This is a genomic window from Streptomyces albicerus, assembly GCF_008905045.1.
Classification (GTDB): Bacteria; Actinomycetota; Actinomycetes; order Streptomycetales; family Streptomycetaceae; genus Streptomyces; species Streptomyces albicerus.
This window is the reverse complement of record NZ_VWMY01000003.1, coordinates 151,167-177,234: the sequence shown is the minus strand read 5'-3', so window position 1 is coordinate 177,234 and position 26,068 is coordinate 151,167. Positions and strand designations below refer to the sequence as shown.

17 protein-coding genes are annotated in these 26,068 nt (G+C 70.8%); 8 read left to right on the top strand and 9 right to left on the bottom strand.

Going from position 1 to position 26,068, the window contains the following annotated elements; translation table 11 throughout:
* The first annotated feature begins 39 nt into the window (after positions 1-39).
* Together GAS53_RS03705 and GAS53_RS03700 are read left to right on the top strand one after the other, a co-directional pair.
* Positions 40-11,130, top strand: a complete 11,091-nt coding sequence (locus tag GAS53_RS03705) for a non-ribosomal peptide synthetase (protein WP_151475943.1) — start codon at positions 40-42, stop codon at positions 11,128-11,130.
* Positions 11,117-12,817 (top strand): ABC transporter ATP-binding protein, encoded by a 1,701-nt coding sequence (locus GAS53_RS03700; RefSeq protein WP_151475942.1) that lies wholly within the window; start codon positions 11,117-11,119, stop codon positions 12,815-12,817. Before GAS53_RS03705 ends, GAS53_RS03700 begins: the two co-directional genes overlap by 14 nt.
* A gap of 232 nt (positions 12,818-13,049) precedes the next feature.
* Here the strand turns inward: GAS53_RS03700 and GAS53_RS03695 are convergent, their stop codons facing one another.
* Positions 13,050-14,165, bottom strand: a complete 1,116-nt coding sequence (locus tag GAS53_RS03695; protein ID WP_151475941.1) for an alpha/beta hydrolase-fold protein — start codon at positions 14,163-14,165, stop codon at positions 13,050-13,052.
* A gap of 218 nt (positions 14,166-14,383) precedes the next feature.
* Between GAS53_RS03695 and GAS53_RS03690 the strand changes: the two genes are divergently transcribed.
* The 3 genes from GAS53_RS03690 (at position 14,384) to GAS53_RS03680 (ending at position 16,686) form a co-directional block, all read left to right on the top strand.
* On the top strand, positions 14,384-15,694 hold the full coding sequence (locus GAS53_RS03690) for a lysine N(6)-hydroxylase/L-ornithine N(5)-oxygenase family protein (RefSeq protein ID WP_151475940.1): 1,311 nt from the start codon (positions 14,384-14,386) through the stop codon (positions 15,692-15,694).
* A gap of 102 nt (positions 15,695-15,796) precedes the next feature.
* Complete coding sequence (locus tag GAS53_RS03685) at positions 15,797-16,009, top strand: MbtH family protein (protein ID WP_151475939.1); 213 nt, start codon at positions 15,797-15,799, stop codon at positions 16,007-16,009.
* 155 nt (positions 16,010-16,164) lie between these two features.
* A complete protein-coding gene (locus tag GAS53_RS03680; RefSeq protein ID WP_151475938.1) occupies positions 16,165-16,686 on the top strand; it encodes a GNAT family N-acetyltransferase in 522 nt (173 codons plus the stop codon).
* Between the two features lie 144 nt (positions 16,687-16,830).
* Here GAS53_RS03680 and GAS53_RS03675 read toward each other — a convergent pair whose 3' ends face one another.
* From GAS53_RS03675 to GAS53_RS03650, 6 genes are all read right to left on the bottom strand, one after another.
* Positions 16,831-17,646: an SAM-dependent methyltransferase gene (locus tag GAS53_RS03675; protein ID WP_151475937.1), complete on the bottom strand. Its 816-nt coding sequence runs from the start codon at positions 17,644-17,646 to the stop codon at positions 16,831-16,833.
* A gap of 46 nt (positions 17,647-17,692) precedes the next feature.
* Positions 17,693-18,364: an HhH-GDP family DNA glycosylase gene (locus tag GAS53_RS03670; protein WP_151475936.1), complete on the bottom strand. Its 672-nt coding sequence runs from the start codon at positions 18,362-18,364 to the stop codon at positions 17,693-17,695.
* A complete protein-coding gene (locus tag GAS53_RS03665; RefSeq protein WP_151475935.1) occupies positions 18,361-18,717 on the bottom strand; it encodes a DUF3140 domain-containing protein in 357 nt (118 codons plus the stop codon). Before GAS53_RS03665 ends, GAS53_RS03670 begins: the two co-directional genes overlap by 4 nt.
* 72 nt (positions 18,718-18,789) lie before the next feature.
* Positions 18,790-19,266 carry a Dps family protein gene (locus GAS53_RS03660; RefSeq protein ID WP_151475934.1) on the bottom strand — a complete coding sequence of 159 codons (477 nt, stop codon included), beginning with the start codon at positions 19,264-19,266 and terminating at the stop codon, positions 18,790-18,792.
* The gene (locus tag GAS53_RS03655) at positions 19,263-19,523 is read right to left on the bottom strand and encodes a WhiB family transcriptional regulator (RefSeq protein ID WP_151475933.1); all 261 of its coding nucleotides are present in this window, start codon (positions 19,521-19,523) and stop codon (positions 19,263-19,265) included. Before GAS53_RS03655 ends, GAS53_RS03660 begins: the two co-directional genes overlap by 4 nt.
* 98 nt (positions 19,524-19,621) lie before the next feature.
* Entirely contained in the window at positions 19,622-20,431 is an 810-nt protein-coding gene (locus tag GAS53_RS03650; RefSeq protein WP_151475932.1) for an alpha/beta hydrolase, read from the bottom strand.
* A 152-nt stretch (positions 20,432-20,583) separates the two neighbouring features.
* Here GAS53_RS03650 and GAS53_RS03645 point away from each other — a divergent pair, with 152 nt between their 5' ends.
* Together GAS53_RS03645 and GAS53_RS03640 are read left to right on the top strand one after the other, a co-directional pair.
* Positions 20,584-21,357 carry a sulfite exporter TauE/SafE family protein gene (locus GAS53_RS03645; protein WP_151475931.1) on the top strand — a complete coding sequence of 258 codons (774 nt, stop codon included), beginning with the start codon at positions 20,584-20,586 and terminating at the stop codon, positions 21,355-21,357.
* A 177-nt stretch (positions 21,358-21,534) separates the two neighbouring features.
* A complete protein-coding gene (locus GAS53_RS03640; RefSeq protein ID WP_151475930.1) occupies positions 21,535-23,370 on the top strand; it encodes a glycoside hydrolase family 15 protein in 1,836 nt (611 codons plus the stop codon).
* Here GAS53_RS03640 and GAS53_RS03635 read toward each other — a convergent pair.
* The gene (locus tag GAS53_RS03635) at positions 23,345-24,157 is read right to left on the bottom strand and encodes an HAD-IIA family hydrolase (protein WP_151475929.1); all 813 of its coding nucleotides are present in this window, start codon (positions 24,155-24,157) and stop codon (positions 23,345-23,347) included. The genes GAS53_RS03640 and GAS53_RS03635 overlap by 26 nt on opposite strands.
* A gap of 144 nt (positions 24,158-24,301) precedes the next feature.
* Between GAS53_RS03635 and GAS53_RS03630 the strand changes: the two genes are divergently transcribed.
* Positions 24,302-25,048 (top strand): cobalt-precorrin-6A reductase, encoded by a 747-nt coding sequence (locus GAS53_RS03630; RefSeq protein ID WP_151475928.1) that lies wholly within the window; start codon positions 24,302-24,304, stop codon positions 25,046-25,048.
* 238 nt (positions 25,049-25,286) lie between these two features.
* On the opposite strand, the gene cobF is transcribed toward GAS53_RS03630, so the two are convergent.
* Positions 25,287-26,066, bottom strand: a complete 780-nt coding sequence (gene cobF, locus GAS53_RS03625; RefSeq protein ID WP_151475927.1) for a precorrin-6A synthase (deacetylating) — start codon at positions 26,064-26,066, stop codon at positions 25,287-25,289.
* Between the last annotated feature and the right edge of the window lie 2 nt (positions 26,067-26,068).

The window sequence follows — 26,068 nt, the reverse complement described above, 5'->3', positions numbered from 1 at the left end:
GGCTAACTTCATTACCTTTGAAGGGGCGTTGAGTCTTCGATGTTGGAACCGAGCGCTCGTCTCGTGCTGCTTTCTCCCGCGCGCCTGGCGGACCTACGCCGGCGGACCGGCGACTTCTCCGACCGGACCATCGCCGAGGCGTGCGCCATCGGGTTGTCGTACTGGGCGACGGGCGGCCGGAGTCCCGACGGGATCGACCTCACGCCCGGCACGCTGTTCGCCGACGTCCTCGCGTGGGTCGACAACGGCGGGGACGGGCCCGGCGGTTGGGAGGCCGGCGCGGACAGCGGAGATGGCGGGGACGGCTGGAGCATCGCCGTCCCGGACGGCGTTGTGCCGGCCGACGCGCAGCTCGCGCTGGACGACCTGGCCGACTTCCCGGACCGTCCCATCGGCACCATCGGCCCGTCGAGCGTGGTGGCCAGGCTCGAGGCCCTGGCCGAGTGGAACGACACCCAGGCCGACCGCGTCCGCCCGACCATCGTGGAGATGTTCCGCGAGCAGGCGCGGACCAGGCCGGACGCCGTCGCCATCGTCGACGAGCACCAGTCGCTGACCTACCGTCAGGCAGCCGAACTGTCCAGCCAGTTGGCCCACCATCTGATCGAACGCGGACTCACCGCCGAACAGGTCGTCGGCATCTCACTGGGCCGCTCCGCCGACATGGTCATCGGGCTGCTCGGCGTGCTCCAGGCGGGATGCGCGTTCGTACCGCTCGATCCGCAGTGGCCCGCCGCACGCCGGGCCGTCGTCATCGAGGACGCCCGGGTCGTCGTACAGCTCAACGACTCGGGCGAGCACGACCCGGCCGAACCGGAAGCCGTGGCCGTCGACTTGGACGACTGGCGGTTCGGTTCCCACCCCACCGAGGGGACCGGGGTCACCGTCCTCGGCGACGCCCTGGCCTATGTCATCTTCACGTCCGGTTCGACCGGGCGGCCCAAGGGCGCGATGATCCGGCACGAGGCGATCAGCGAGCGCCTGCTGTGGCAGGTCGACGAGATCCTGGGCTTCGGCCACGACGACGCGTCGCTGTTCAAGGCGCCGCTGTCCTTCGACATCTCCATCAACGAGATCTTCCTGCCGCTGGTGAGCGGCGGCCGGCTGGTGGTCCTGCGACCCGGCGGCGAACGCGACCCGCACCACCTGCTGAGCGTGATCGCCGAACACCGCGTCACCTTCACCTACTTGGTGTCGTCCATGCTGGACGTACTGCTGGAGATCGCGGGCGACTCCGACCGCCTGGACAGCCTGCGGCACGTGTGGTGCGGCGGCGAGGTGCTGACCCCGGAGCTGTACGAGCGGTTCCGCACCCGGCTCGACATCCCCATGTACCACGGCTACGGCCCCGCCGAGACGACGATCGGCGTCTCGCACGTCATCTACCGCGGCGCGGCGGAGCGCCTGTCGACGTCGATCGGCAAGGCCAACCCCAACACCCAGTTGTACGTGCTGGACGACGAGCTGCGCCCGGTCCCGGTCGGGGTCGGCGGCGAGCTGTACGTCGGGGGGTTCCTCCTGGGGCGCGGGTACGTCAACGCGCCCGGCCTGACGGCCTCCCGGTTCGTGGCGAACCCTTTCGCAGGCGACGGGTCCCGGCTGTACCGGACCGGTGACCTCGCCCGGTTCGCCCCGGACGGGTCGCTGGACTTCCTCGGCCGGGCCGACAACCAGATCAAGATCCGCGGTATGCGGCTGGAGATCGAGGACGTCGAGGTCGGTCTGGCCGAACACCCCGGGGTACGGCACACCTGCGTCGTCGCGAAGAAGAACGCGGCGGGCGGCACCTACCTGGTGGGCTACGTGATCCCGGCCGCCGGCAGCGAGGACCTGCGGGCGGACGAGGTCAAGGCGTGGGCCGCCGAGCACATGGTGGAGTACATGGTGCCCGCCCACATCGTCGTGATGAAGGAGTTCCCGCTCACCGCGAACGGCAAGCTCGACCGGAACGCGCTGCCGGAGCCCGCCATCGGGACGGGCTCGATCGTCGCGCCCACCACCGAGAACGAACGCGCGGTGTGCGCGGCGGTCGCCGCGGTGCTGCGGCTGGAGCAGGTCGGTGTCGACCAGGACTTCTTCCAGCTCGGCGGAGACAGCATTCTGGCGATCTCGCTGCTGAGCGCGCTGCGCGACGCGGGTCTCTACGTCACTGCACGGCAGATCTTCGCCCACAGCACCGTGGGGGCGCTGGCGGCGGTGGCGAGCCGTGAGGACGTCGCCACCGTGGACCACGGCGATGTCGCGACCGGTTCCGTCGTGGGATCGCCCATCGTGCAGTGGCTCGGCGAGACCACGGACGCGATCGACGGCTTCGTGCAGTCGGTGGTGCTGAACACCCCGGCGGATCTGACCGCCGCCGCTCTCGACGAGATCCTCGCCGCCGTGGTCGGGCGGCACGACATGCTGCGCGCCAAGCTGGTACGCGGCGACAGCTGGAGCTTCGACATCCCGGAGGCCGACCAGGCCGACCAGGCCGTCGCCGGGCGGGCCGGCGCAGGGTGGCAGGAGAGCGACCGGCCGCTCGACGAGTGCGTAGCGCTCACCACCGACGGGCTGGACCCGGCGGGCGGCCTGATGCTGCGTGCCGTCTGGCGCCGCGAGGCACGCCAACTGGTCCTGGTCGCCCATCACGTGGTGATCGACGGCGTGTCCTGGCGGGTCCTGATGGAGGACCTGGCCACGGCCTGGCGGCAGTTCGCCTCGGGCGAGCCGATCGAACCGCCCCCGGTGGGCACGTCGTTCCGGCGCTGGACACAGTTGCTGGAACGCGCGGCGTTCGACGCGGACAGTTCCTACTTCTGGCGCCCCCTGCCGGGTACGGACGAACCGGTGGGCAGGCGCGCGCTGTCCGAAGCCGACACCGTCGCACGGGAGCGGCTGCGGACCGTCTCCGTCGGCCCCGAGGTCACGGCCGCGCTGCTCGGCGAGATCCCCGCGAAGTTCCACGCGGGCGTCAACGACGTACTGCTGACCGCGCTCGCCGTCGCCCTCGCCCGGTGGCGCCGCGACCTCGGGCAGGACCAGACGTTCGCGCACATCGAACTCGAGGGCCACGGCCGCGAAGGACAGTTCGTGGCGGGCTCCGCCGGCTTCGAGCCGGAGCTGTCGCGGACCGTGGGCTGGTTCACCACCCTGTTCCCGGTGACCGTGGACCCCGGCGTGGCGGCCGACTTCACGGCACCCGAGTACCTGGCCGCCGCGCTCAAGGCGGTCAAGGAAGACCTCGCCCAAGTGCCGGACAACGGCGTCTCCTACGGCGCCCTGCGGTACCTGGCCCAGACCGAGTTCGACGCTCCCGCACCGCAGGTGCTGTTCAACTACCTGGGCCGCTTCGACGCGGGCGCGTCCGGGGACTGGCAACTCGCACGCACCACGGGTCAGTTGGGAGAGAAGCGCGACCCGAGGATGCGCCTGCCGCGCCCCCTGGAGTTCAATGCGATCGCCGAACCCGCCTCGACCGGCGAGTACGAGCTGGTCACCACCATCTCCTGGCCCGACGGGATGTTCACCGACGAGGACATCGCGACTCTCAGCGAGTACTTCCGGGGGGCCCTGGCCGGGCTGGCCGCGCTCGACCAGGGCGGCCACTCTCCCAGCGACTTCGGGCTCGTGCGCCTCACGCAGGCCGACGTCGACACCCTGGACGGCCCGTCGCTCCGGGACATCCTGCCGTTGACCCCGCTGCAGGAAGGCCTGTACTTCCACTCGGTCTTCGACGACGACTCCGCGGGCAGTTACGTCGAGCAGCAACTGCTGACGCTGGACGGCGAGGTGGACGCCGACCGGCTCGCGGCGGCGGCCACCCGGCTGCTCACGCTGTACCCGAACCTGGCCGCGCGGTTCGTGGCCCTCGCCGACGGCCGTGTGGTCTCCGTGCTGGAAAGCGGCGTGGAGGCGCCCTTCACCACGCTGGACCGCCCCGGCATCACCGACGACGAGATACGCGACCACGCCGAGCGTGACCGCCGCGCCGGGTTCGACCTGGCCACCGGGCCGCTGATGCGGTACACGCTCATCCGCGCCGGCGCCGGCCGGCACGTGCTGGTGCAGACCGTGCACCACATCATCGCCGACGGCTGGTCGGTCCCGCCGATGCTCCGCGCGCTGCTGGCCGAGTACCACGCGCCGGGGACCGTGTACCCGCTCGGCGGCTTCCCCGACTATGTGCGCTGGCTCGCCGGACGCGACGACGACGAGAGCGACCGGGTCTGGCACGAGCAGCTCGCCGAACTGCCCGGCCCCTCGCTGGTCGCCGAGGGGCACACCCCGTCCGACCGGTTCGCCGACACCGCCGTGGAACCGACGGACGACATCGACGGGGCCGCCCGGTCGGCCGGCGTGCCGCTGAGCGCTGCCGTGCACAGCGCCTGGGCGGTGACGCTGGGCAGCATCCTGCAGGGCAGGGACGTGGTGTTCGGTTCCACGGTGTCCGGGCGCGACGCGGAGGTGCCCGGCATCGAGAACATGGTGGGTCTGTTCATCAACACGATCCCCGTGCGGGCTCGTTGGGCCGGTACGACCACGGCGCGCGACCTGCTCGCCTCGGTGCGGGAACACCAGAGCGCGGTGCTGCCGCACCAGCATGTCTCGCTGGCGAGGATCGGCCGCCAGGCCGGCGCCGGCTCCCTGTTCGACACCCTTGTGGTGTTCGACGTGGCGACCGATGTCGACGGTCTGCGGGGACCCGACGACACGCTGGTCATCACCGACATCGTGAACGAGGGTGCCCCGCACTACCCGTTGACGCTGGTGGTGGAGCGCGCACTCGACGGCCGTCCGCGGTTCAACCTGATCTACGACGGCGAGCTGCTGCGGGAGGCGAGCGCGCAGGCGATCCTGCGCGTGTTCAGCCAGACCCTCACCGGACTGCTCACCCGGCCGGACGCCCTGGTCGACGACCTGGCGCCCGAGGGCGTCGGCGGCGCCCGGCGTCCCGCGCGGATCACCCCGACCACCTTGGGCGGACTGTTCGACGCCGCCGCGGGCCGCGACCCGGCCGCCACCGCCGTCACCCAGTGCGGACTCGACGGCGGTACCCGGTCACTGACGTACGGCGAACTGGCGGACGGCAAGGACGAGTTGGCCTCGGCCCTGCGCGCGGCCGGTGTCCGGCCGGGCAAGCGGGTCGCCGTCGCCGTCCCGCGTTCCCTGGAGCAGGTCGTCGCCCTGGTCGCGATCGTCAGCGCGGGTGGCGCGTACGTGCCGCTGGACCTGGCGTACCCGGACGAACGACTGGCGTACATACTCGCCGACGCCGCTCCGCAGGTCGTGCTCGTGGAGCGTGAGCAGCGGGACCGCTTCACGCAGCTGCTGGACAGGGCCGGTGTGGCGGCCCGCGTGCTGGTGCAGGGGGACGAGCTGCCGCCGGCCACCACTGAGCCTGCGCCCGAGGTCAGTTGGCGCGATCCCGCGTACGTGATCTACACGTCCGGATCGACCGGCAGACCCAAGGGTGTCGTCGTCCCGCACTCCAGCGTGGTGACGCTGCTCGCCAACACCCAGCCCGACATGGACTTCGGCCCGCACGACGTGTGGGTCCAGTTCCACTCCTTCTCCTTCGACTTCGCGGTCTGGGAGCTGTGGGGCGCACTGGCGTACGGCGGTGAGCTGCTTGTCCCGGAGTACGGGCTGACCCGCTCCCCGGTCGACTTCCACCGGCTGGTCCGCGAGCGCGGAGTCACCGTGCTCAACCAGACCCCGTCGGCGTTCTACCAGTTCATCGAGGCCGACCGGCATGCCGGCGAGCCGGTCACCGCACTGCGCCGGATCATCTTCGGAGGCGAAGCGCTGGACCTCGGGCGGCTGCGCGGCTGGGTCGAGCGGCACGGCACCGGTTCGCCCGAGCTGGTCAACATGTACGGCATCACCGAGACCACCGTCCATGTCACCCACCGGGTGCTGACCGACGAGGACTTCGACCTCGGCGACGAGGTCAGCCCGATCGGCGGTCCGATTCCCGGCCTGGTCACCTACCTGCTCGACGACCGGCTCCGGCCGGTGCCGCCGGGCCGGGTGGGCGCCATCTACGTCGCCGGCGACCAGGTGTCGCTCGGCTATCTGGGCAGGCCGGGGCTCACCGCGTCCCGGTTCGTGGCGAACCCGTTCGCGAGCGACGGCTCCCGCATGTACCACACGGGCGACCTGGCCCGCCGTACGCTCGACGGTGAGCTGGAGTTCGCGGGCCGCGCCGACGACCAGGTCCAACTCAAGGGATTCCGGATCGAGTTGGGCGAGGTCGAGGCCGCGATCAGGGACCTCGACGGTGTGGTCGACGTGGCCGTCACCGTGGCGGACAGCGGCGACCACCTGATCGCGCACGTCGTGGGCCGGGTGCCCGGCGACTTCGTCGAGTTGCTGTCGACGAAGCTGCCTGTGCATATGGTGCCGGGGCGGGTGCTGCCGGTCGACGCCCTGCCGCTGACGGTCAACGGCAAGCTGGACCGCAAGGCCCTGATCGAGCGGGCGGGTGCGCCCCAAAGGGGCGCGGGGAACGGCGCGACCAGCCACGACGCACTCGCAGACGAAAACGCCTCTGTTGTGGCATTTTCTGCGGAGGGCTTCAGCGATTCCACGCTCGCCGAGCTGGTCGGCATCTTCGCGGAAGTGCTGCCCGGCGCCGCCGTGGACGCCGACACCGACTTCTTCCGGGCCGGCGGCGACAGCATCCTCGCCATCACCGTGATCAACCGGGCCAGGGCACTCGGCCTCCAGATCGCGCCACGGGACGTGTTCCTGTTCAAGACACCCCGCGCGCTCGCCGAGCACCTGGCGACGAGCGCACCGCAGGCCGCGGCGGTGCCTGCCACCGCCCGCCGCGAGGACGGCCCGCTGACGCCGACGCCGATCATCCTGCGTCAGCGCGAACTGGGCGGTTCGCTCGCCCGGTTCGCACAGGCCAGGACGCTGGTGGCCCCCGAGGGCACCGGTTTCGCCGACGCCGAGCGTGCCGCGAACGCGGTCGTGGCCGCGCACCCGGCCCTCCGGTTGCGGCTGCGCGTCGAGCACGGGGTGTGGACCCTGCGCACCGAACCCGCCCGCGAGGTCACCGTCGTACGGGCGGATTCGACAGATGCCACGCCCGACGCGACGACCGCGGCGAACGAGGCCGCCGGACGGCTCGACCCCGAGTCCGGGGACGTCATCGCGTTCTCCTGGCTGGAGACGAGCCGGACCCTGGTGGTCACCGTGCACCACCTGGCCGTCGACTCGGTGTCCTGGCTGGTCCTGCTGGACGACCTGGCCGCCGCCATGCGCGGGGCGACCCTGGCGCCGCCGACCACCTCCTATGCCGAGTACGCCGAAGCACTGACGCTCCAGTCGGCCCGTGCGATCGACGACCTCGGTCACTGGATCACAACGCTCCAAGCGTCTGCGCTACTGCCCGCGGTCGAGGGGCCGCCTTCGGCCGGGGGGCTGCCTTCGGCCGGGGAACTGCGCGAGACCACGGTCGTGCTCGCCCCCGAGGTGAGCGACCGCGTGACCCGTACCGCGCCCGCCGCCCTCGGCGTCGGTCTCACCGAGTTGCTGTGCGGCGCGCTGCGCACCGCGCTGACCCACATCCAGCCGTCGCCCACCGATCTCGCCATCGAGTTGGAGCGGCACGGCCGGGTCCCGGTCCTCGAACACCACGACTACACCCGCACGGTGGGCTGGTTCACCTCCATCGCACCCGTGCGGCTCACGCCGCACACCGACCCCGTCGCTGCGGCGCGCGAGGTCGCCGAGCGCCAGCCGGACGAAGCCGGGCACGTCGCCTACGGTCAGCTCAGGTACCTCAACCCACAGACGGCCCCGCTGCTGAACGCCCGCCCGCAGGTGCTGTTCAACTACCTCGGCCGGGGCAGCGAGTCCCAGGCGCTGCACATCACCGGCGGCGATCAGGGCAGCCCGTACGCCGTCGAGGTCAACGCCTGGATCGACGAGGCCACCGGAAGCCTGCACGCGGAGTTCACCCTCGCCGAGGGCATCCCCGACGAGATCACCCAGCACTGGCAGAGTGCACTGGAGCACATCGCGGACGCCTCCGCGACGGCCGAGCGCACCGCACCGGTCACCCCGCTCCAGCGGGGCCTGTTCTTCCAGGCCCAGATGGCGGGCTCGGCCGGACACTATGTCGCGCAAAGCTGGTTCACCTTCGACCGGCGTCTGGACACCGACGCGCTGGCCGAGGCGATGGCGTACGTGATCGCGCGACACCCGGTCGTGGGCGCCGGCTTCACCACGGACGACGACGGAAACCCGGTCCAGGTCCTCAGCGCGGGGCGGCAAGTCGCCGTCCGTGCGGTCGAGTTGGCGACGGAGGCGGAGGTCGACGCCCTGCGCGCCCGGGACCGCGACACGGGATTCGACCCGGGTGAGCCACCGCTGATCCGGTTGACCGTGGTGCGTCTGCCCGACGACCGCGACGGTCTGCTGCTGAGCTACCACCTGCTGCTGTGGGACGGCTGGTCCCGCGAGATCGTGCTGCGGGACCTGTTCGACGCCTATCAGGCCGTCCTCGCCGGCGAGTCGCTCGCCCCGGCCCCGGCCACGCCGAGCTTCGAGGACTATGCCCGGGCGCTCGACGCCAAGGACGCCGCCGTATCGGAACGCTTCTGGGCGGAGCACCTGGCCGGTCTCCCCGGCCCGACGCTGCTCGCCGGCCCGACACCGTCCCTTACGGACGACCTGCCGCGCCAGCTCGTTCACACGCTGTCCGCCGGACAGTCGGAACTGCTGCGGGAAGCGGCCAGGACGCACGGCGTCACGCTGAACTCGGTGCTGACCGGCGCGTTCGGCCTCCTGCTCGGCGCCCACACGGGCCGCAGCGACGCCGTGTTCGGCGTGACCGTCTCCGGCCGGGAGGGCGAGGGGCTGTCCGACATCGTCGGCGTGCTGCTCAACACCGTGCCCATGTGGACGCGGGCACGGCCGGACGACACGGTCCGCGAGTACCTGTCGGCCGTACAGACGGCCAGGGTCGAGGCGATGGAGCACGAGCACCTGGGGCTCGGCGAGATCCAGCGGGCCAGTGGGCACGACGCCCTGTTCGACAACCTGTTCGTGCTCCAGAACTTCCTGGACATGGACGCGTTCGCCGAGATGAACGCCAGGCACGGCATCACCGCGGTGAAGGCCGATGACTCCACCCACTACCCGTTCACCTGGGTCGTCACGCCCGGCGAGCGGCTCACGGTCAAGCTGGAGTACCGCGACGAGGACACCGAGAACGCCCGCGGTCTCCTCGACGCCTACCTGCGCGTGCTCGAGGACCTGGCCCGGTCGGCCGGACCGGTCGGCGCACTGCCGGGCCTGGCGCCGGAGCCCGAGCCCGCCGCACGCACGGACGTCGGCTCGGACACCGTCGTCGACCGGTTCGACCGGGCGGCGGACCGCGACCCCGAGCGGGTGGCGCTCGTAGCCCACGGCTCGACGATGACCTTCGCCCAACTCCGGGACCGCAGCCGCGCGGTGGCGGGTGTGCTCGCCCAGCGAGGCATCGGCCCCGAGACGAACGTGGGTCTCGCGATTCCGCGCTCCCTCGACTCGATCGTGGCGCTGTTCGCCGTGCTGCGCGTCGGCGCCGCGTACGTGCCACTGGAGCTGGACCACCCGGACGAGCGGATCGCCGCGATCATCGCGGACGCCCGCCCGGACGCGATCCTCACCGTGAGCGCCGTCTCGCCCCGGCTGACCGGCGACCTGATCGACCTGAATCACCTGATCGAGCTGGACCGCCCCCTGCCCGCTGCCGAGCCGTTCGTGACGTTCGCGCCGGACGCCCCGGACCGGCTGCGGCATCCCGCGTACACGATCTACACCTCCGGATCGACCGGGAAGCCCAAGGGCGTGGTGACCGAGTACGCCGGGCTCACCAACATGCTGATCAACCATCAGCGCCGGATCTTCGAGCCGGTGTTGGCGGAGCACGACCAGCGGGTCTTCCGGATCGCGCACACCGTGTCGTTCGCGTTCGACATGTCGTGGGAGGAACTGCTGTGGCTCGCAGACGGCCACGAGGTGCACATCTGCGACGAGGAACTGCGCCGTGACGCGCCCCGGTTGGTCGAGTACTGCCTGGAGCACGGGATCGACGTCATCAACGTAACCCCGACCTACGCGCAACAGCTGGTCGCGGAGGGGCTGTTGGACAATCCGGAGCGGCGGCCGGCGCTGGTGCTCCTTGGCGGCGAGGCCGTCACCCCGACGCTGTGGCAGCGGCTCGCCGAGACCGAGGGGACGGTCGGCTACAACCTGTACGGACCCACCGAGTACACCATCAACACCCTCGGCGTCGGCACCTTCGAGTGCCAGGACCCGGTGGTGGGCGTGGCGATCGACAACACCGACGTGTACGTCCTCGACCCATGGCTGCGGCCCCTGCCGGACGGAGTTCCCGGTGAGCTGTACGTGTCGGGCATCGGCATCGCGCGCGGCTATCTCGGGCAGCCCGCCCAGACCGCGCACCGCTTCGTCGCCTGCCCGTTCGGCGAACCCGGCGAGCGCATGTACCGCACCGGGGACCTGGTGGTGCGGCGGCCCGACGGAAACCTGATGTACCTGGGCCGCACCGACCAGCAGGTCAAGATCCGGGGGCACCGGGTCGAACTGGGCGAGGTCGAGGCGGTGTTCGCGGCGCATCCGGCGGTGCGGTTCGTCGCCGCGGTCGCCCAGCCCGACCCGCAGGTCGACGGGGCGTACCGGCTCGCCGCCTATCTGGTCCTGGACGGGGCGGAGTTGGCGACGGTGGCCGCCGAAGTGGGCGCCGGACTGCCGGACTTCCTGCGCCCGACGCACTACGCCCAGGTCGACAGCATCCCGCTGACGGTGAACGGGAAGGCTGACACGAAGGCGTTGCCGGAGGCCAAGCCGCTCGGCGCGCTGACCACGGCGGGGGAGCGCGGCCCGGAGACCGAGACCGAGACCGTGGTGTGCGAGTACTTCGCCGAGGCACTGGACCTGGACGACGACGAGGTGAGCGCGGTGAGCGACTTCGTGTCCCTCGGAGGGCACTCCATGCTGGCGGTGCGGCTGATCGGGCTGCTCCGCCGGGAGTACGGTCCTGTGATCACGATCCGCGATCTGTTCACCCTGCGAACCCCGGAAGCGATAGCCCGCCACCTCGATGACCATCTCGATGACAACTCCTGACACGCAGCGGCCCCGCCCGGGGTCCGACATCCTCCGGACCGCACTGCGCCGCAACGTCGGCGCCATGGTCTGGGGCACCGTCCTCATGGGCCTGTACCAGGCAGGGGAGACGGCCTTCCCCATCGCGCTCGGCCTGATCGTCGAACACACGATGCGGGACCGGAGCCTCGGCGCGCTCGGCCTGTCGATCGCCGCGCTTGCCGTGATCATCACGACCGTTTCGCTGTCGTGGCGGTTCGGGATGCGCATCCTGCAGAAGGCCAACACGACCGAGGCGCACCGCTGGCGGGTGAAGGTCGCGGGCTGCGGACTCCAGCCGGTGGCCAGGGACGTCGACCTCAAGTCCGGCGAGGTGCTGACCATCGCCACCGAGGACGCCGACCAGACCGCCGACATCATCGAGGTGGTGCCGCTGCTGATCAGTTCGCTGGTCGCGGTGGTGATCGCGGCGGTCGCGCTGGGCCTGGCCGACATCCGGCTCGGCCTGCTGGTGATCGTCGGAACCGTCGCGATCCTGTCGATCCTGAGCGTGATGTCCAAGCGGATCGGCTCCAGTACCCAGGAACAGCAGGCCCGGGTGGCGCGGGCGGGCGCGAAGGTCGCCGACCTCATCATCGGCCTGCGCCCGCTGCACGGCTTCGGCGGCAACCACGCGGCGTTCCGGTCCTACCGGAAGGTCAGCACGGAGGCGAAGCACCAGGCGATCACCGTCGCCCGGGTGAACGGCGTGTACGCGGGCACGGCGTTGGCCCTCAACGCGGTCCTCGCCGCCGCCGTGACCCTGACGGCCGGCTGGCTGGCGTTCGACGGCCAGATCACCATCGGGGAGCTCGTCATGGCCGTGGGTCTCGCGCAGTTCATCATGGAACCGCTCAAGCTGTTCTCGGAGATGCCGAAGTACGTGATGATCGCGCGCGCGTCGGCCGAGCGGATGGCGCTGGTGCTGAGCGCGCCGCCGGTGACGACCCCGGGTCCGGAACGCCCGGCCGCGGGCGGGGACTTGGAGATCGACGGTGTCCGCTACGGGACCCTGCGCAAGGTGAAGTTCCAGGTGGCTGCCGGCGAGTTCGTGGCGATCGCCGCCTACCAGCCGCGCGCGGCGGCCGACCTCGCGTCGATCCTCGCCGTGAACGTGCCGCCCGACGCGTACGAGGGAGTCGTGCGGGTCAGCGGGCAGGATCTCGCGGACCTCTCGATCGAGGCCATCCGCGAGCACCTGCTGGTGAACCCGTACGACGGGGAGATCTTCGCGGGCACACTCCGCACGAACATCGACCCGTCGGGCACCAGCCGGACGGTCCCGGAGGCCGTCGAGGCGTCCATGCTGACCGACGTCGTCGCCCTCCACCGCGAAGGACTCGACTACGCCGTCCGCGACCGCGGCGCGAACCTCTCCGGGGGACAGCGCCAACGACTGTCCCTGGCCCGCGCTTTGGCCGCCGACACCGACGTCCTCGTCCTGCGCGACCCGACGACAGCCGTCGACGCGGTCACCGAACAGCTCATCGCGCGCAACATCGCGAAGCTGCGCCGAGGCCGCACCACCCTCGTGATCACCAGCAGCCCGGCCCTCCTCGACGCCGCCGACCGTGTCCTCGTACTGGACGACGGCACCATCACAGCCGAGGACACCCACCGCAACCTCCTCGCCAAGGACGAGGCGTACTGCTCGGCGGTGGCGCGCTGACGAGCCCCATCGAGCGGGCGCCGGGGACGCCCGCGACCTTCTTGGGGCCGCGGGGGACGCCTGCGGTCTTCTTGGGGCCGCCGGGGGATGCCCGCGGCCTTCTTGGGGGCGCAGGGGACGGCCGCGTCTTCTTGGGGGCGCGGGGAACGGCGCAGTCTTTTAGGGGCGCGGGGAACTGCGCGACCAGCCCCCACCGGACCCGCAGACAATCACCGTGCTCCCCGCGGAGCGATCACGCGAGGGCCCAGGCCACATCCCTGAGCAGGGCATGTCGCCAGCTGGCCCGGTCGTGGTCGGCCGCCGACCGTGAAACCCGCACAGTCGCACCGGCCTCCTCGGAAAGGGCCTCCACCGACTCACAGTGGGGCAGCATCCGCATCTCATGTTCCCCCACGTCGAACGCGACCCGTAGCCCGGACAGTTCGGGCCTACGGGCCCGCAGGCGCGCCGCGACGGAGCCTCCGACCGGCCCGCCCAACGGGTCGGCCAGACCCATCGCATCGGGCGTCCACCAGAACGACCCCGACTGGCAGGCGACGCGCGACACCAACTCCGGGAACTCCAGCGCCGCGTACACGGCGCTCAGCCCGCCGAGGCTCTGCCCGGCGACCACCAGCCGGTCCACGTCGGCGGGTACACCGGACTCCGCCACCAGCGGCAGCAGTTCGTCCCGGACCGCCTCCCACAGCTCGGGCCTGCACCCGAACTCGGCCGCCCTGTCCTTGGCCGGAAGGAAGACGAGGGTGACCGGGGGCATCTCGCCACTGGCGACGGCCGAGTCGAACGCGGTCATGGCCGGGTGCAGATACAGCCAGTCGTCCCCGTCGAGCAGCAGGACCACCGGTCCGCCACCGCCCGCCGGATGGACCCGTACGGTGCGTCGCCCGCCCAGCCGTTCACTGGCCCAGCGGATCCGGGTGCGGGGGACGGGCAGGACACCGTCAGCGCCGACGGCGGGCCAGTGCGGCTGGGCCGGAGCGTCCGGGGTCGCGGCGATGGACCGGTCACCGCCCGCACCGGCCGGGTTGAACGGATCGGCGTACGCCGCGTCGCCCGCGAGGAACTGATACGTCACCCGCAGCCGCGCGGGCATGCGCACCTCGGCGTACCAGCAGTCCGTGTCGCCCCATCGGCGCAGGGGCACCGGCTCCGACCAGCTCTCGAAGTCGATGCTCGCCGGAGACCCGCGCCACAGGAACAACGTCACCCAACCGCCGTCGTCGGCGGGTACCGACGCGGGGCTCCCCGCCGCCGCCCAGAACTCGTCGGTGCCGGGTTTGCCGGGCAGTCCGAACGCGGCGAAGGCGTTCTCCATGTCGGCCGCGAGGCCGGAGACGGGATCGGTCATGACCGGCTCGTGAGGTAGCCGCCGAGGTGGCCGCCGGTGGTGTCCACCAGCCCCTGGAGCGTGCGGCGTTGGCACGTCTGGTCACCGAACATCACGTCCCGCATGAACGTCTCCTTGTGAGAGGAATGGGGAAAGGTTAGGCTCGTCTTAATTAGGCGAGCCTAACCTAATTTTGGGATTCCCTTCCATCCCTGATCCAGCTCCTGAAAGGGCCCTTCATGTCGTCTGCCGAGCTCCGCGTCCACGATCTCGTCGGCATCGGTTTCGGACCGTCCAACCTCGCCCTCGCGATCGCCCTGCGCGAGCACCGCGCGCGGACCGGTGACCCGATCGACGCCGTGTTCCTCGAGAAGCAGCCGGCCTTCGGCTGGCACCGGGGGATGCTGCTGGAAGGCACGACCATGCAGGTGTCCTTCCTCAAGGACCTGGTCACCATGCGGAACCCGGTGAGCGAATACGGCTTCCTCAGCTACCTGCACGACAAGGGCCGGATGCCCGACTTCATCAACCACAAGTCGATGTTCCCCTCGCGCCTGGAGTTCCACGACTACCTCGAGTGGGCGGCGGCCGCCTTCACCGACGAGGTGGAGTACGGCTCGGAGGTCGTCGCGGTCACCCCGGTGGTGGTGGAGGGGGTCGTGGAGTTCCTCGACGTCGTCGTCCGGCAGGGCGACGGAACGGATGAGCTGACCACGCGCCGTGCCCGGAACCTGGTCATCGCCGCCGGTCTGGAGCCGGTGCTTCCGGCAGGGGTGGTGACCGACGAACGGATCTGGCACAGCGAGGAGTTGCTGGACAAGCTGCCCGGACTCAATGAGCCGCGCCGGGTCGTGATCGTCGGAGCGGGGCAGAGCGCCGCCGAGGTGACGGACCATCTGCACAGCACGTTCCCCGACGCCGAGGTGTGCGCCGTCTTCGCCAAGTACGGGTACACGCCCGCGGACGACAGCTCCTTCGCCAACCGCATCTTCGACCCGGTGGCGGTCGACCACTACTTCGAGGCGCCGGACGGGGTCAAGGAGAGGCTGGACGCCTACCACGCCTCCACCAACTACTCCGTGGTGGACCTGGAGGTCATCGACGAGCTGTACCGGCGGCACTACCAGGAGAAGGTGCAGGGCCGCGAACGTTTGCGCATCCTCAACGCCTCCCGGCTCGTCGAAGTCGCCAAGGACGAGAGCGGCATTCGTGCCACGGTGGAGTTCCTGCCCACCGGGAAGACCACGGTGCTGGACACCGACGTGATCGTCTATGCGACCGGCTACCGGCCCGGAGACCCGCTCACCCTGCTCGGAGCCACCGGCGAGTACTGCGACCTGCTGCCGAGCGGCAAGGTGCGGATCGACCGCAACTACGAGATCGCGACGTCCGAGGCGATGCGCTGCGGCGTCTACGTCCAGGGTGCGACCGAGCACACCCACGGGCTCACCTCGACGCTGCTGTCCAACACGGCGATCCGCGCCGGCGAGATCGTCAACGCGGTGGCGGGCCGACTGCGGAACCGCGAGTCCTACGCGTACTCGAGCTGACACCGCGACAACTGACGCCCCCAGGCGCGCTGCTGCGACCTGACCCACATTCCCGACGCGGCCGTCACCGGCCCGTCGGGTTCGAGGAGACACTGAACGAACATGAGCACCAACCCTTTTGACGACGCCGAAGGCCGTTTCCTGGTCCTGGTGAACGACAAGGGCCAGCACTCGCTCTGGCCGTCCTTCGCCGAGGTCCCCGGAGGGTGGACGATCGTCTTCGACGAGAACACCCGAGAGGCGTGCCTGGACTTCATCGAGGCCGGCTGGACCGATCTGCGCCCCCGGTCCCTCGCGGCGTCCGTGGACGTCTGATCGCGCGGTCCAGCAGCTGACGCGGCTCGAAGGCTCGAAGGCTCGAAGGGGCAGCTGGACTTGCGAGTTAGGTAAGGCTAGCCTTATCTCGTTTGTTTCGTTGGGGTGACACGGCGCCGAGTGTTCGCCGACCGTGGGCCCGAGGAAGGAAAGCCTTGATCACGGCCGCGCCGCGCCCTGCCCCACCCCCGCCTGCGCTTCTCGCGCCGACGTCCGCGGTGCGTACCGCCGGCCGGCAGGACGCTGCCGCACTCCTCGATCTGTCCCGGCCCTTCGTGCGCTCGGGGGCGCTCCGGGAGCGGCCCGTCTCGCTCTACGCCACCCACGCGGCCGACTTCCTCGTGACGGAGGCCCTCGACGGCACCCTCGAGGGCTGCGTGGGCCTGCGCGTGCACTCGTCAGGCCCGGGGGCGGGCTGCGCAGCCGCAGGCGTTCTGTACAACTTCTGCGTGGCCGGGCACCGGCAGGGCAGCGGCGTGGGTGCCGGGCTCATGCGCGCTGCGCTGGCCAGGGCGCGCGCCCTGTCGCTCGGTGCCCTGTTCACGGCGACGACCGGCGGTGGCGGCCTGTTCCTCCGGTACGGGTTCGCGCCCACCACCGCGCGACTGGCGCCTCCGTCCTGGGCGGAGTCCCTGGACCCCCGGCGCAACGCGCGGATCCTCGCAAGGATCCTGTGACCGTCGGCTTGCGTCTGCGCGCCGGTTTCCCGGCCGCGTCCCCGACGCGACGCGGTGGTCCCGGGACTCCGCCCGAGAGGCGGTCTTGGACCGCCGTGCCCTGGAGGTCGTGAATTCCTGGGGCGGTCCTGAAGCCCGAAGCCCTCAGGAGGTCTTGAACCCCACGCCCGCGTACAGCGGCACCGGCGCGTCGCCCTCGAGCCGTTCGCCCTCCGCGAGTTCCGGATGCCATTCCGGCAGCGGGACGATCCCGGGCTCGACCACCTCAAGTCCCGTGAAGAAACGGGTCACTTCGGCGTGCGAGCGGGCCACGAGCGTGACGCCCTTCGCCGCGTACGACTGCACGGCCCGCTCCATGTTCTGCGGATCGTAGTCCGCGGTGATCATCGACAGTGCGAGGAAACTGCCGGCCGGTAACGCCTCGACCAGACTGCCCACCAGGTCGTACGCCCCGTCCTCGTCGGCGATGAAGTGCAGCAGCGCGACCAGGGACAGCGCGATGGGCCGGTCGAAGTCGAGGATGGCCCCGGCCTGGTCCAGGATCTTGCGTGTCTCGCGCACATCCGCCTGGACGTACTCCGTGACGCCCTCGGGAGTGCCGTGCAGCAGCGCTGCGGCATGGGCCAGCACGATGGGGTCGTTGTCGACGTACACGATCCGCGCGTCGGGCGCCGCGGTCTGCGCGATCTGGTGGAGGTTGGGCTCCGTCGGGATGCCCGCGCCGATGTCGAGGAACTGACGGATGCCGGCCTCGTGGGTCAGCCAGCGCGTGGCGCGGTGCATGAACCAGCGGTTGTTGAGCGCCGAGTGCCTGGCGTGCGGCTCCAACGCCAGCATTCGACGGCCCAGTTCCTCGTCGACGGGGTAGTTGTCCTTGCCGCCCAGAAGCCAGTCGTACACCCGTGCGGGATGCGGCCTGCTGGTGTCGATCCGGTGCGCGGAAGGCTCGGTTCCCGTCATTCGGCACTCCTCTGCTCGTCAGTGTGTGCGAGCAGTGTGGCACCGCCTACCGAACCTTCGAATCCTTTTCCTCGGCCTGACGCAGACACTCCTTGACGATGTTCTTGTCGAGTGCCGCACGCACCAACGCGGCGGCCAGCACGGCCGGTTCGGTGTTCCCGGCGAGTTTCACCAGCCGGTCCGGCTCCTCCGGCAGCCCGAGCCGGCCCGCGCCCTGCAGGGCCTTCGCGTCGAGGTACGGCGCGGCCTCGGGCCAGACCCGCTGCGCCTCGCGCAGGAAGATGTCCGCGCCCGCCGGGCCGAGACCCGGTATCTCCCGCAGCAGGCCCCGGAGTTCGTCCAGGTCGCCGTCCGCCGCGTCCCGCATCCGCCGCAGATCGCCGCCCCAGCGGTCCAGCAACAGCTCGGCGCCGTCCCCGAGTTGGGTCGACGTCCGTTCGTCGTATCGTCGGTAGCCGCCCCGGCCCAGCGCGTCGACCCGCTCCTGCCAGGTCGCGTCGGCCATCCGGCGTGGATCGCGCATCCCGGCCTCGTACAGGGCGCGGGTGGTCGCGACGGCGACGGAACCGCGGATCCGCGCGCTGAGGAGGCAGGCCATGACGAGGGTGCGGTACAGCGGTTGAGGTGTGTTCCGCAGCCGGATGCCCGCCTCCTCGGCGAACGTACGGCCGTGCTCGGTGACCAGCGTCTCGATGACCCGCTCCTGGCGGCCGGTCATGACGGCGGCTTGAGTGGATCGTGGCCCAGCGACATCAGCCGATGACGGCGCTGGGTCTCCTCGGCCCCGGGTTCGGACTCGGGCTTGGGTGCGCGCTCCGGGTCCGTCTCGGCCGTGACGGTGTCCACGACCTTGTACATCACGTCGAGGTCGTCCTCGGTGAGGTCGGTGCGGCGCTTCTGGAGGATGGCCAGCACATGCTGGCCGGTGGGCGAACCCGCGTGCTCCGGCAGCGGTTCCGATTCCTCGGCCGCTTCGCTCACCCGCAGCCAGGCGGCCAGCTCCTGCGAGGTCATGTTGACGACGCGGTGGAACTCGTCCCACAGCGCGTCGAGTTCGAGGGCGTCGGTCATGACGTACCCCTTTCGTTCGTGCGCCTCTGTCGTGCGTACGCCTCGCTGACGTCATGCGTCCGCCCGCTGACGTCAGGGGCGCGGCCAGTCCTCGGCCTGGAACATCCAGCGGTGCTTCTCCAGCTCCGCCGTCAGGCCGATGAGCAGATCCTGGGTGACGAGATCGGCTTCCTGGGTCGCCTTGATCCGCTCCCGCAGCTGCCCGATGGTCGTCTCCAGGGCGTCGACGAGCACGCCGACCACCTCGGTGTCCTGGACCCAGCCCTCCTTCGGGCCCTGCGGGGCGGTCGTCGTCGCGACGGTCTCCGGCCGGCCGTCGGGCGGCACACCGAGCGCCGCCGCGCGTTCGGCCACGGTGTCGGCGTACGAACGGGCCGTGGCGACGACCTCGTCGAGCTGCAGATGGATCGAGCGGAACCGCGGGCCCACGATGTTCCAGTGGGCCTGCTTGCCGATGAGCGAGAGTCCGAGCAGGTCCACCAGAGTGCCCTGCAGGGCGTCCCCGACCACCTGACGCGCGGAGTCGGGCAGGGTGCTGTGCACGGTCATGACGCGCTCCTCCTCGATGCTGGGTGTCGGCGGACGATGCGGAGCAGCACGGCACGCTCTTCCTCGCCCGTACCGCCCCACACGCCCGAGGTCTGTCCGGTGGCGAGCGCCCACGCCAGGCACTGGCCGGACACCGGGCAGCGGGCACAGATCCGCTTGGCGGCGGCGATCTCGTGCCGTGCCGGGCCGGTCGTGCCCACGGGAAAGAACAGTTCCGGGTCCTCATCCGCGCAGGCTGCTCTCCGCAACCACTCCATGCGGGCCCGAGTGCCCAGGAGGGATCAGCGAAAACACCTGCAATTCAGGCCGTGGGCACCCGATCCGCTTGCTGACCTCGAGCGTGGCGTTCCCTTTTTCAGGCCGCGAGTACCCGGTCCACGAAGGCCGTCACGTCCGCGAGGACGGCGTCCCTGTTCGTCTCGTTGAACACCTCGTGCTGTGCGCCCGCGTAGAGGCGCTCGGTCCAGTCGATGCCGCGCAACTCCTCGACGCCCGCGCGGCTGGCGGGCAGCGGCACGATCCGGTCGTCGTCCCCGTGCACCCACAGCAGCGGGAGCCCGCCCACGTCACCGCTCTTGGAGATGGTCTCCAGAGTGTGTACGAAGGCCTCCAGCGTGGGGCGCTTGAACGGCCCGTGCCAGACCAGCGGATCCGCCGCGTACGCCTCGCCGACGGACGGGTCGCGCGACAGCGTGGTCGGGTCGATGGGGACGTCGGGCAGCGGATCGAGCGCGAGCAACTGGTGCAGCAGGTCCCAGCTGCCGATCACCGGCCCGGACAGCACGAGCGCGGCCAGGCCGTCGCCGTACCGCTGCGCGTATCGCGCCGCGACGAGACCGCCCATGGAGTGGCCGATCAGCACCACCGGCACACCGGGGTGGGCGGCCCTGGCCAGCCGTTCCACCGCGTGGACGTCGGTCACCACGTCCTCGAAGTCCTCGATCAGCACGCGCTCGCCCGCCGACTTCCCGTGCCCCATGTGGTCGGGGCCGAACACGGCCGCGCCATGCCTGTTCAGTACGTCCGCCACGTACTCGTACCGGCCGATGTGCTCCCCGTAGCCGTGCACCAGCAGTGCCACGTACCGCGGCCGCTCCCGTGGCCACTCGCGTGCGGTGATGCTGCCCCGGGTGCCCGTGAGGGTGTGCTCGCGGGAGTCGGCCATGGCTCCTCCATCGGCGTCGGCGAAGGTTCGAGGGGGATCTTTCCAGGGACTGCGGGAGCGGTCCACAGCACAGACGCAGCCGTGCCGGCTGAGGTCACCAGGCGAGACGGTCCTGACGCGATCGGTTAGGTGGGCATAGCATCGGTCTCCGCATGAACACGATGACGCTCTGGCACATATCCCACTGGGAGTTCGCCGCACTCGCCGCCGCGGCCATGCTCGTCGGCTTCTCGAAGACCGCCGTGAGCGGCGCCAACACGGTCAGCCTCGCGATCTTCGCGGCGGTCCTGCCCGCCCGGGCGTCCACGGGAGTCCTGCTGCCCGTCCTCATCGTCGGGGACGTGCTCGCCGTGCTCACCTACCGGCGGCACGCGCACTGGCCCACGCTCTGGAAGCTGTTCCCGGCCGTCGCCGGGGGAGTGGTCGTCGGGACGGTGTTCCTGATGTGGGCCGACGACGAGATCGTACGGACGTCGATCGGCGCGATTCTGCTGCTGATGGCCGGGGTCACGGTGTGGCGCCGCCGGAAGGCCGAGGCGGAGGAGGAGCCCGACTCGGTGGACACGCGGACCGGCCGGTTCAAGGCCCGTTCGTACGGTGTGCTGGGCGGCTTCACCACGATGGTCGCCAACGCTGGCGGCCCGGTGATGTCGATGTATCTCCTCTCCGCGGGCTTCCGCAAGCTCGGCTTCCTGGGGACCTCGGCCTTCTTCTTCCTGATCGTCAACGTCTCCAAGGTCCCCTTCAGCGTGGGCCTCGGCCTGATCGACGGCCACTCCCTGCTGCTGGACGCGGCCCTCGCCGCGTTCGTCGTGCCAGGGGCGTTCATCGGGAAGTGGGCCGTGAACCGGATCAATCAACGACTGTTCGAGCAGTTGGTGATCGGGGCAACGGTACTGGGCGGCGCACAGCTGCTGCTGCGCTGATTTCATCGCGTCCCGTAAGACCGCGCCCGTAGGGGCGCGGGGAACTGCGCGACCAGCCCCCACCGGCCCGCGGCCAAACGAACCGCAGACCCAACCGAAGACCCAACCGCAGACCCAGCGGAGCGCCTACGCTGGGAGACGTCAAAAGCGCGTTCCCGGGGCAGGGAGGCTGCGGCCATGTCCGAGGCGTCCGCTCACCAGGATCCGTCGGGATCCGCCCGCTATCTGCCGATCTGCGAGCACGGCCTGATCGGCGATCTGCGCAGCGTGGCCCTGGTGGGCACCAATGGCACGATCGACTGGTACTGCTGTCCGTCCTTCGACGCCCCCAGCGTCTTCGCCTCGATCCTTGACGTGGACCGGGGCGGATCGTTCGAGCTGGCGGCCGCCGTGCCGGCGCACACCAAGCAGTTCTACTTCCCCGACACCAACGTCCTGGTCACCCGCTTCTTCACCGAGGACGGGGTGGGTGAGGTCCAGGACTTCATGCCGGTGGACGGCGACGCGACCGAGGTGGACCGGCACCGGCTGATCCGGCGCGTGGTGTGCGTGCGCGGCTCGATCCCCTTCCAGGCGCGCGTGGCCCCCCGGTTCGACTACGGATCCCAGCCGCACACGGCCCGGCTCCACGACGACATGGTGGTCTTCGAGTCCGCGAACATGTCGCTCGCGCTGACCGCCACGGAGCCGCTCGAGTGCGACGGACTCGACGCGAGTGTGTCCTTCAAACTCCAGGAGGGCGAGTCGGCGGTCTTCGCCCTCGACCAGGTCAACGGCGACATCTCGCCCCGCTGTTGCCCGCGCGCCGAGGCGGAGGAGTCGTTCAACGCCACGGTGGCGTTCTGGCGGCACTGGCTGACCGCCTCCCAGTACCGCGGCCGGTGGCGGGAGATGGTGCACCGCTCCGCACTGACTCTCAAACTGCTCACCTACGCGCCGACCGGCGCCATCGTGGCCGCGGCGACGACCAGCCTGCCCGAACAGCTCGGCGGCGAGCGCAACTGGGACTACCGGTACGTGTGGGTGCGCGACGCCGCATTCTGCGTGTACGCGCTGCTGAGGCTGGGCTTCACCAGCGAGGCCGAGTCCTTCATGGCCTTCGCGGCCAAGTACATCAGCCCGGGCGACGGCCACCCCACGGGCCCGGTGCAGATCATGTACGGCATCGACGGGCGCACCGACCTGCCCGAGCGGGAACTTCCCCACCTGGAGGGCCACCAGGGCTCGGCCCCCGTCCGGATCGGCAACGCGGCCGCCGACCAGCTCCAGCTCGATATCTACGGAGCCCTCATCGACTCGGTCTACCTCTACGACAAGTGGGCCCAGCCGATCTCCAGCGACCAGTGGGACGACATCTGCGCGCTCGTCGACTGGGTCTGCGAGCACTGGGACCAGCCCGACGAGGGCGTCTGGGAGACCCGCGGCGGCCGTAAGAACTTCCTCTACTCCAGGCTCATGTGCTGGGTGGCGATCGAGCGGGCCATCAGGCTCGCCACCCGCCGGGGCCTGCCCGCGGACATCGTGCACTGGCGTGGCGTCCGCGACACGATCTACCGGCGGATCATGAAACGCTGCTGGTCACCCACGCGGCAGGCGTTCGTCCAGCACGAGGACGGCGACGTCCTCGACGCCGCGGTGCTCATGATGCCCCTGACCAAGTTCATCTCGCCCACCGACCCGAAGTGGCTCTCCACGCTCGACGCGCTCACCGAGGACCTGGTGTCCGACTCGCTGGTCTACCGCTACGACCCGAACGCGAGCCCCGACGGTCTGCGGGGTGAGGAGGGCACGTTCTCGATCTGCTCCTTCTGGTACGTCGAGGCGCTGACCCGGGCCGGGCGGCTCGACGAGGCCCGGCTGGCCTTCGAGAAGATGCTCACCTACGCCAACCATCTGGGCTTGTACGCCGAGGAGATCAGCCACACCGGCGAACAACAGGGCAACTTCCCGCAGGCCTTCACCCATCTCGCGCTGATCAGCGCGGCGTTCAACCTCGACCGCGCCCTGGGCTGATCTCGTCCAGCAGGTCCGGGAGGCCGGCGAAGGAGTCCAGCACGTGGTCGGGCTTCCCGCTCGCCTCGCGGTGTGTCTCGGGCAGGTACTTGCCGGTCTTGACCAGGACGCCGGTGATTCCGGTGCGCTGCGCCGCGAGCACGTCCGACTCGATGTCGTCGCCGATCATGAGCGCGTGGCCGGGATCCGCACCGAGGCGGGCCAGCGCCGCCTCGAAGAACGCGGGCGACGGTTTGCCGGTGATCTCGGCCTCGGTGTGGGCGGCCTGCTCAAGGCCGAGCAGGAAGGCGCCCGTGTCTAGCTGCAGTCCCTCATCGGTGCGCCAGTACAGGTTGCGGTGCATGGCGACCAGCCGGGCACCTCGCTGGAGGTGACCGAAGGCCCGGTTGAGCGCGGTGTAGTCGAACTCGGGTCCCGCACCGCCCACGACGACGACGTCCGGGACGGTGCCGGTGTCCGCCTCGTCCAGGAGCGTGACGCCGGCGAGGTCCTCTTGGATGTCCCCGCTGTTCAGCAGCGAGCACCGGGCACCGGGACAGCGGTCGGCGAGGTACGCGGCGGTGACGGCGGGCGCGGTGAGGATGTCCTCCGCGTCCACGGGGAAGTCCGCGGCGGCCAGGGTCTCGGCGATCGACGCGCGCGTACGGGAGGTCGTGTTGGTCAGCAGGACGACGGCGAGGCCGGACTCACGGATCCGCCGCAGCGCCTCGACCGCGCCGGGCAGCGGCTTCCACGAGACCGTGAGCACACCGTCGATGTCGATCAGGACCGCACGTACCGACTCCATGCCAGGACGATACCGATCCGGAGACACGCCGCGACCCGCACCGCGCCGTGCTCCGTGCCGGCCCTGGCACCGCGTCGTCCTCCCCGTCCTGCCCGCCCCCGGGTCCTACCCACCCCGTCCTCCCCGCCCCGTACGCTCGATGTCATGTCCCCGCATGTCCTGGTCCTCGGCGGCACCACCGAGGCGCGTGAACTGGCCGCGTCGCTCGCGGCGCGCCCCGGCATGCGGGTGACCACGTCGCTCGCGGGCCGCGTGTCCCGGCCGGGGGCTCTCGAAGGGGACGTACGCGTCGGGGGTTTCGGCGGAGCGGAGGGCCTCGCGGAGTGGCTGCGCTCCCAACGCGTGGACGCCGTGGTCGACGCCACGCACCCCTTCGCGGCCGGCATCACGGCGAACGCCGCGCGGGCAGCGGCGGCCACGGGCGTCCCGGCCGTCGTGCTGCGCCGCCCCGGCTGGGAGCCGGGTCCCGGCGACCGCTGGCACTCGGCGGCGTCGCTCGCCGAAGCCGCCGCCCTCCTCCCGCCCCTGGGCCACCGCGTCTTCCTCACCACGGGCCGCCTGGGCCTCGCGGCCTTCACCCGAGGGCCCGAACTGCACTACCTCGTACGCTCGGTGGAACCCCCCGAGCCGCCGATGCCGCGCCATACGGAAGTCCTGCTGGCGCGAGGCCCGTTCACGGTCGAGGACGAGACGACTCTCCTGCGCGAGCACCGCATCGACGTCGTGGTCACCAAGGACAGCGGCGGCTCGGCCACCGCAGCCAAGCTGACAGCCGCCCGCGAACTCGGGCTGCCGGTCGTGGTCGTACGCCGTCCACCGCTGCCCGAGGGGATACGAGCCGCACCGGACGTGCCGTCAGTGCTGGCCCGGCTGGGTTTCGAGACGGCCTGAGCCCCTCAACACGCCCTAGGGCCTGTCCGGCGGATCATGCCGGAGACGCGGGGTCTGGCACGCACATCTGCGGCGTTGTCGTCGGTTGCCGACTCCCCCACTCTCGACTTCGCTCGAGCGGGGGGACCCCCATCGCGTCGACGCCCTCCTCCGCCTTGCAGCTGCACGCACCAGACCCCGCTCACCGGTGCTTATCAGGCGCCGTGACTTTCCTCCGACTTGATCCGCCGGACAGGCCCTAGTCCCGCGGGTGCCGGCGCAGCAGGTATGTGTCCATGATCCAACCCTTGCGGTCGCGGGCCGCCTCGCGGAGTTCGGCGATGCGGGGTGCTGTCTCCGCCAGCGGACCGGAGGCCAGGATCTCGTCGGGGGTGCCTATGTAGGCGCCCCAGTAGATGTCGATGTCCTGGTCGGCGTACCGCTGGAACGTCTGGTGGGCGTCGAGCATGACGACCACGTCGTCCACGCCGTCGGGGAAGCCCTCGGCGAGACGGCGGCCGGTGGTGATCTGGACGGGACGGGCCACGCGGTTCAGCCCGGTGCGATGGCGGGCGACCAGGGCCGAGACACTGCTGATACCCGGCACGACGTCGTACTCGAAGGACACCGCGCCCCGGTCGAGGATCTCCTCCAGGATCCCCAGCGTGCTGTCGTACAACGAGGGGTCGCCCCACACGAGGAACGCCCCGCTCTCGTCCTCGCCCAGCTCCTCGGCGATCAGCCGCTCGTAGATGTTGGCGCGGGCGCTGCGCCAGTCCCCGACCGCGGGGGAGTAGCCCGCGCCCCCGGCCGCCCGGTCCCGCTCCGGGTCGCGCGCCTCCACCAGCCGGTACTTCGCGTCCTTCCCGTCCGGCAGGTGCGCGTCGAGAATGTCGCGGCGCAGCTGGACGAGATCCGACTTCACCTCGCCCTTGTCCAGGATGAAGAACACGTCCGTGCTCCTCAGCGCCTTGACCGCCTGCAGGGTCAGTTGGTCGGGATCGCCCGCCCCGATGCCGATGACATGAATCTTTCGCACAC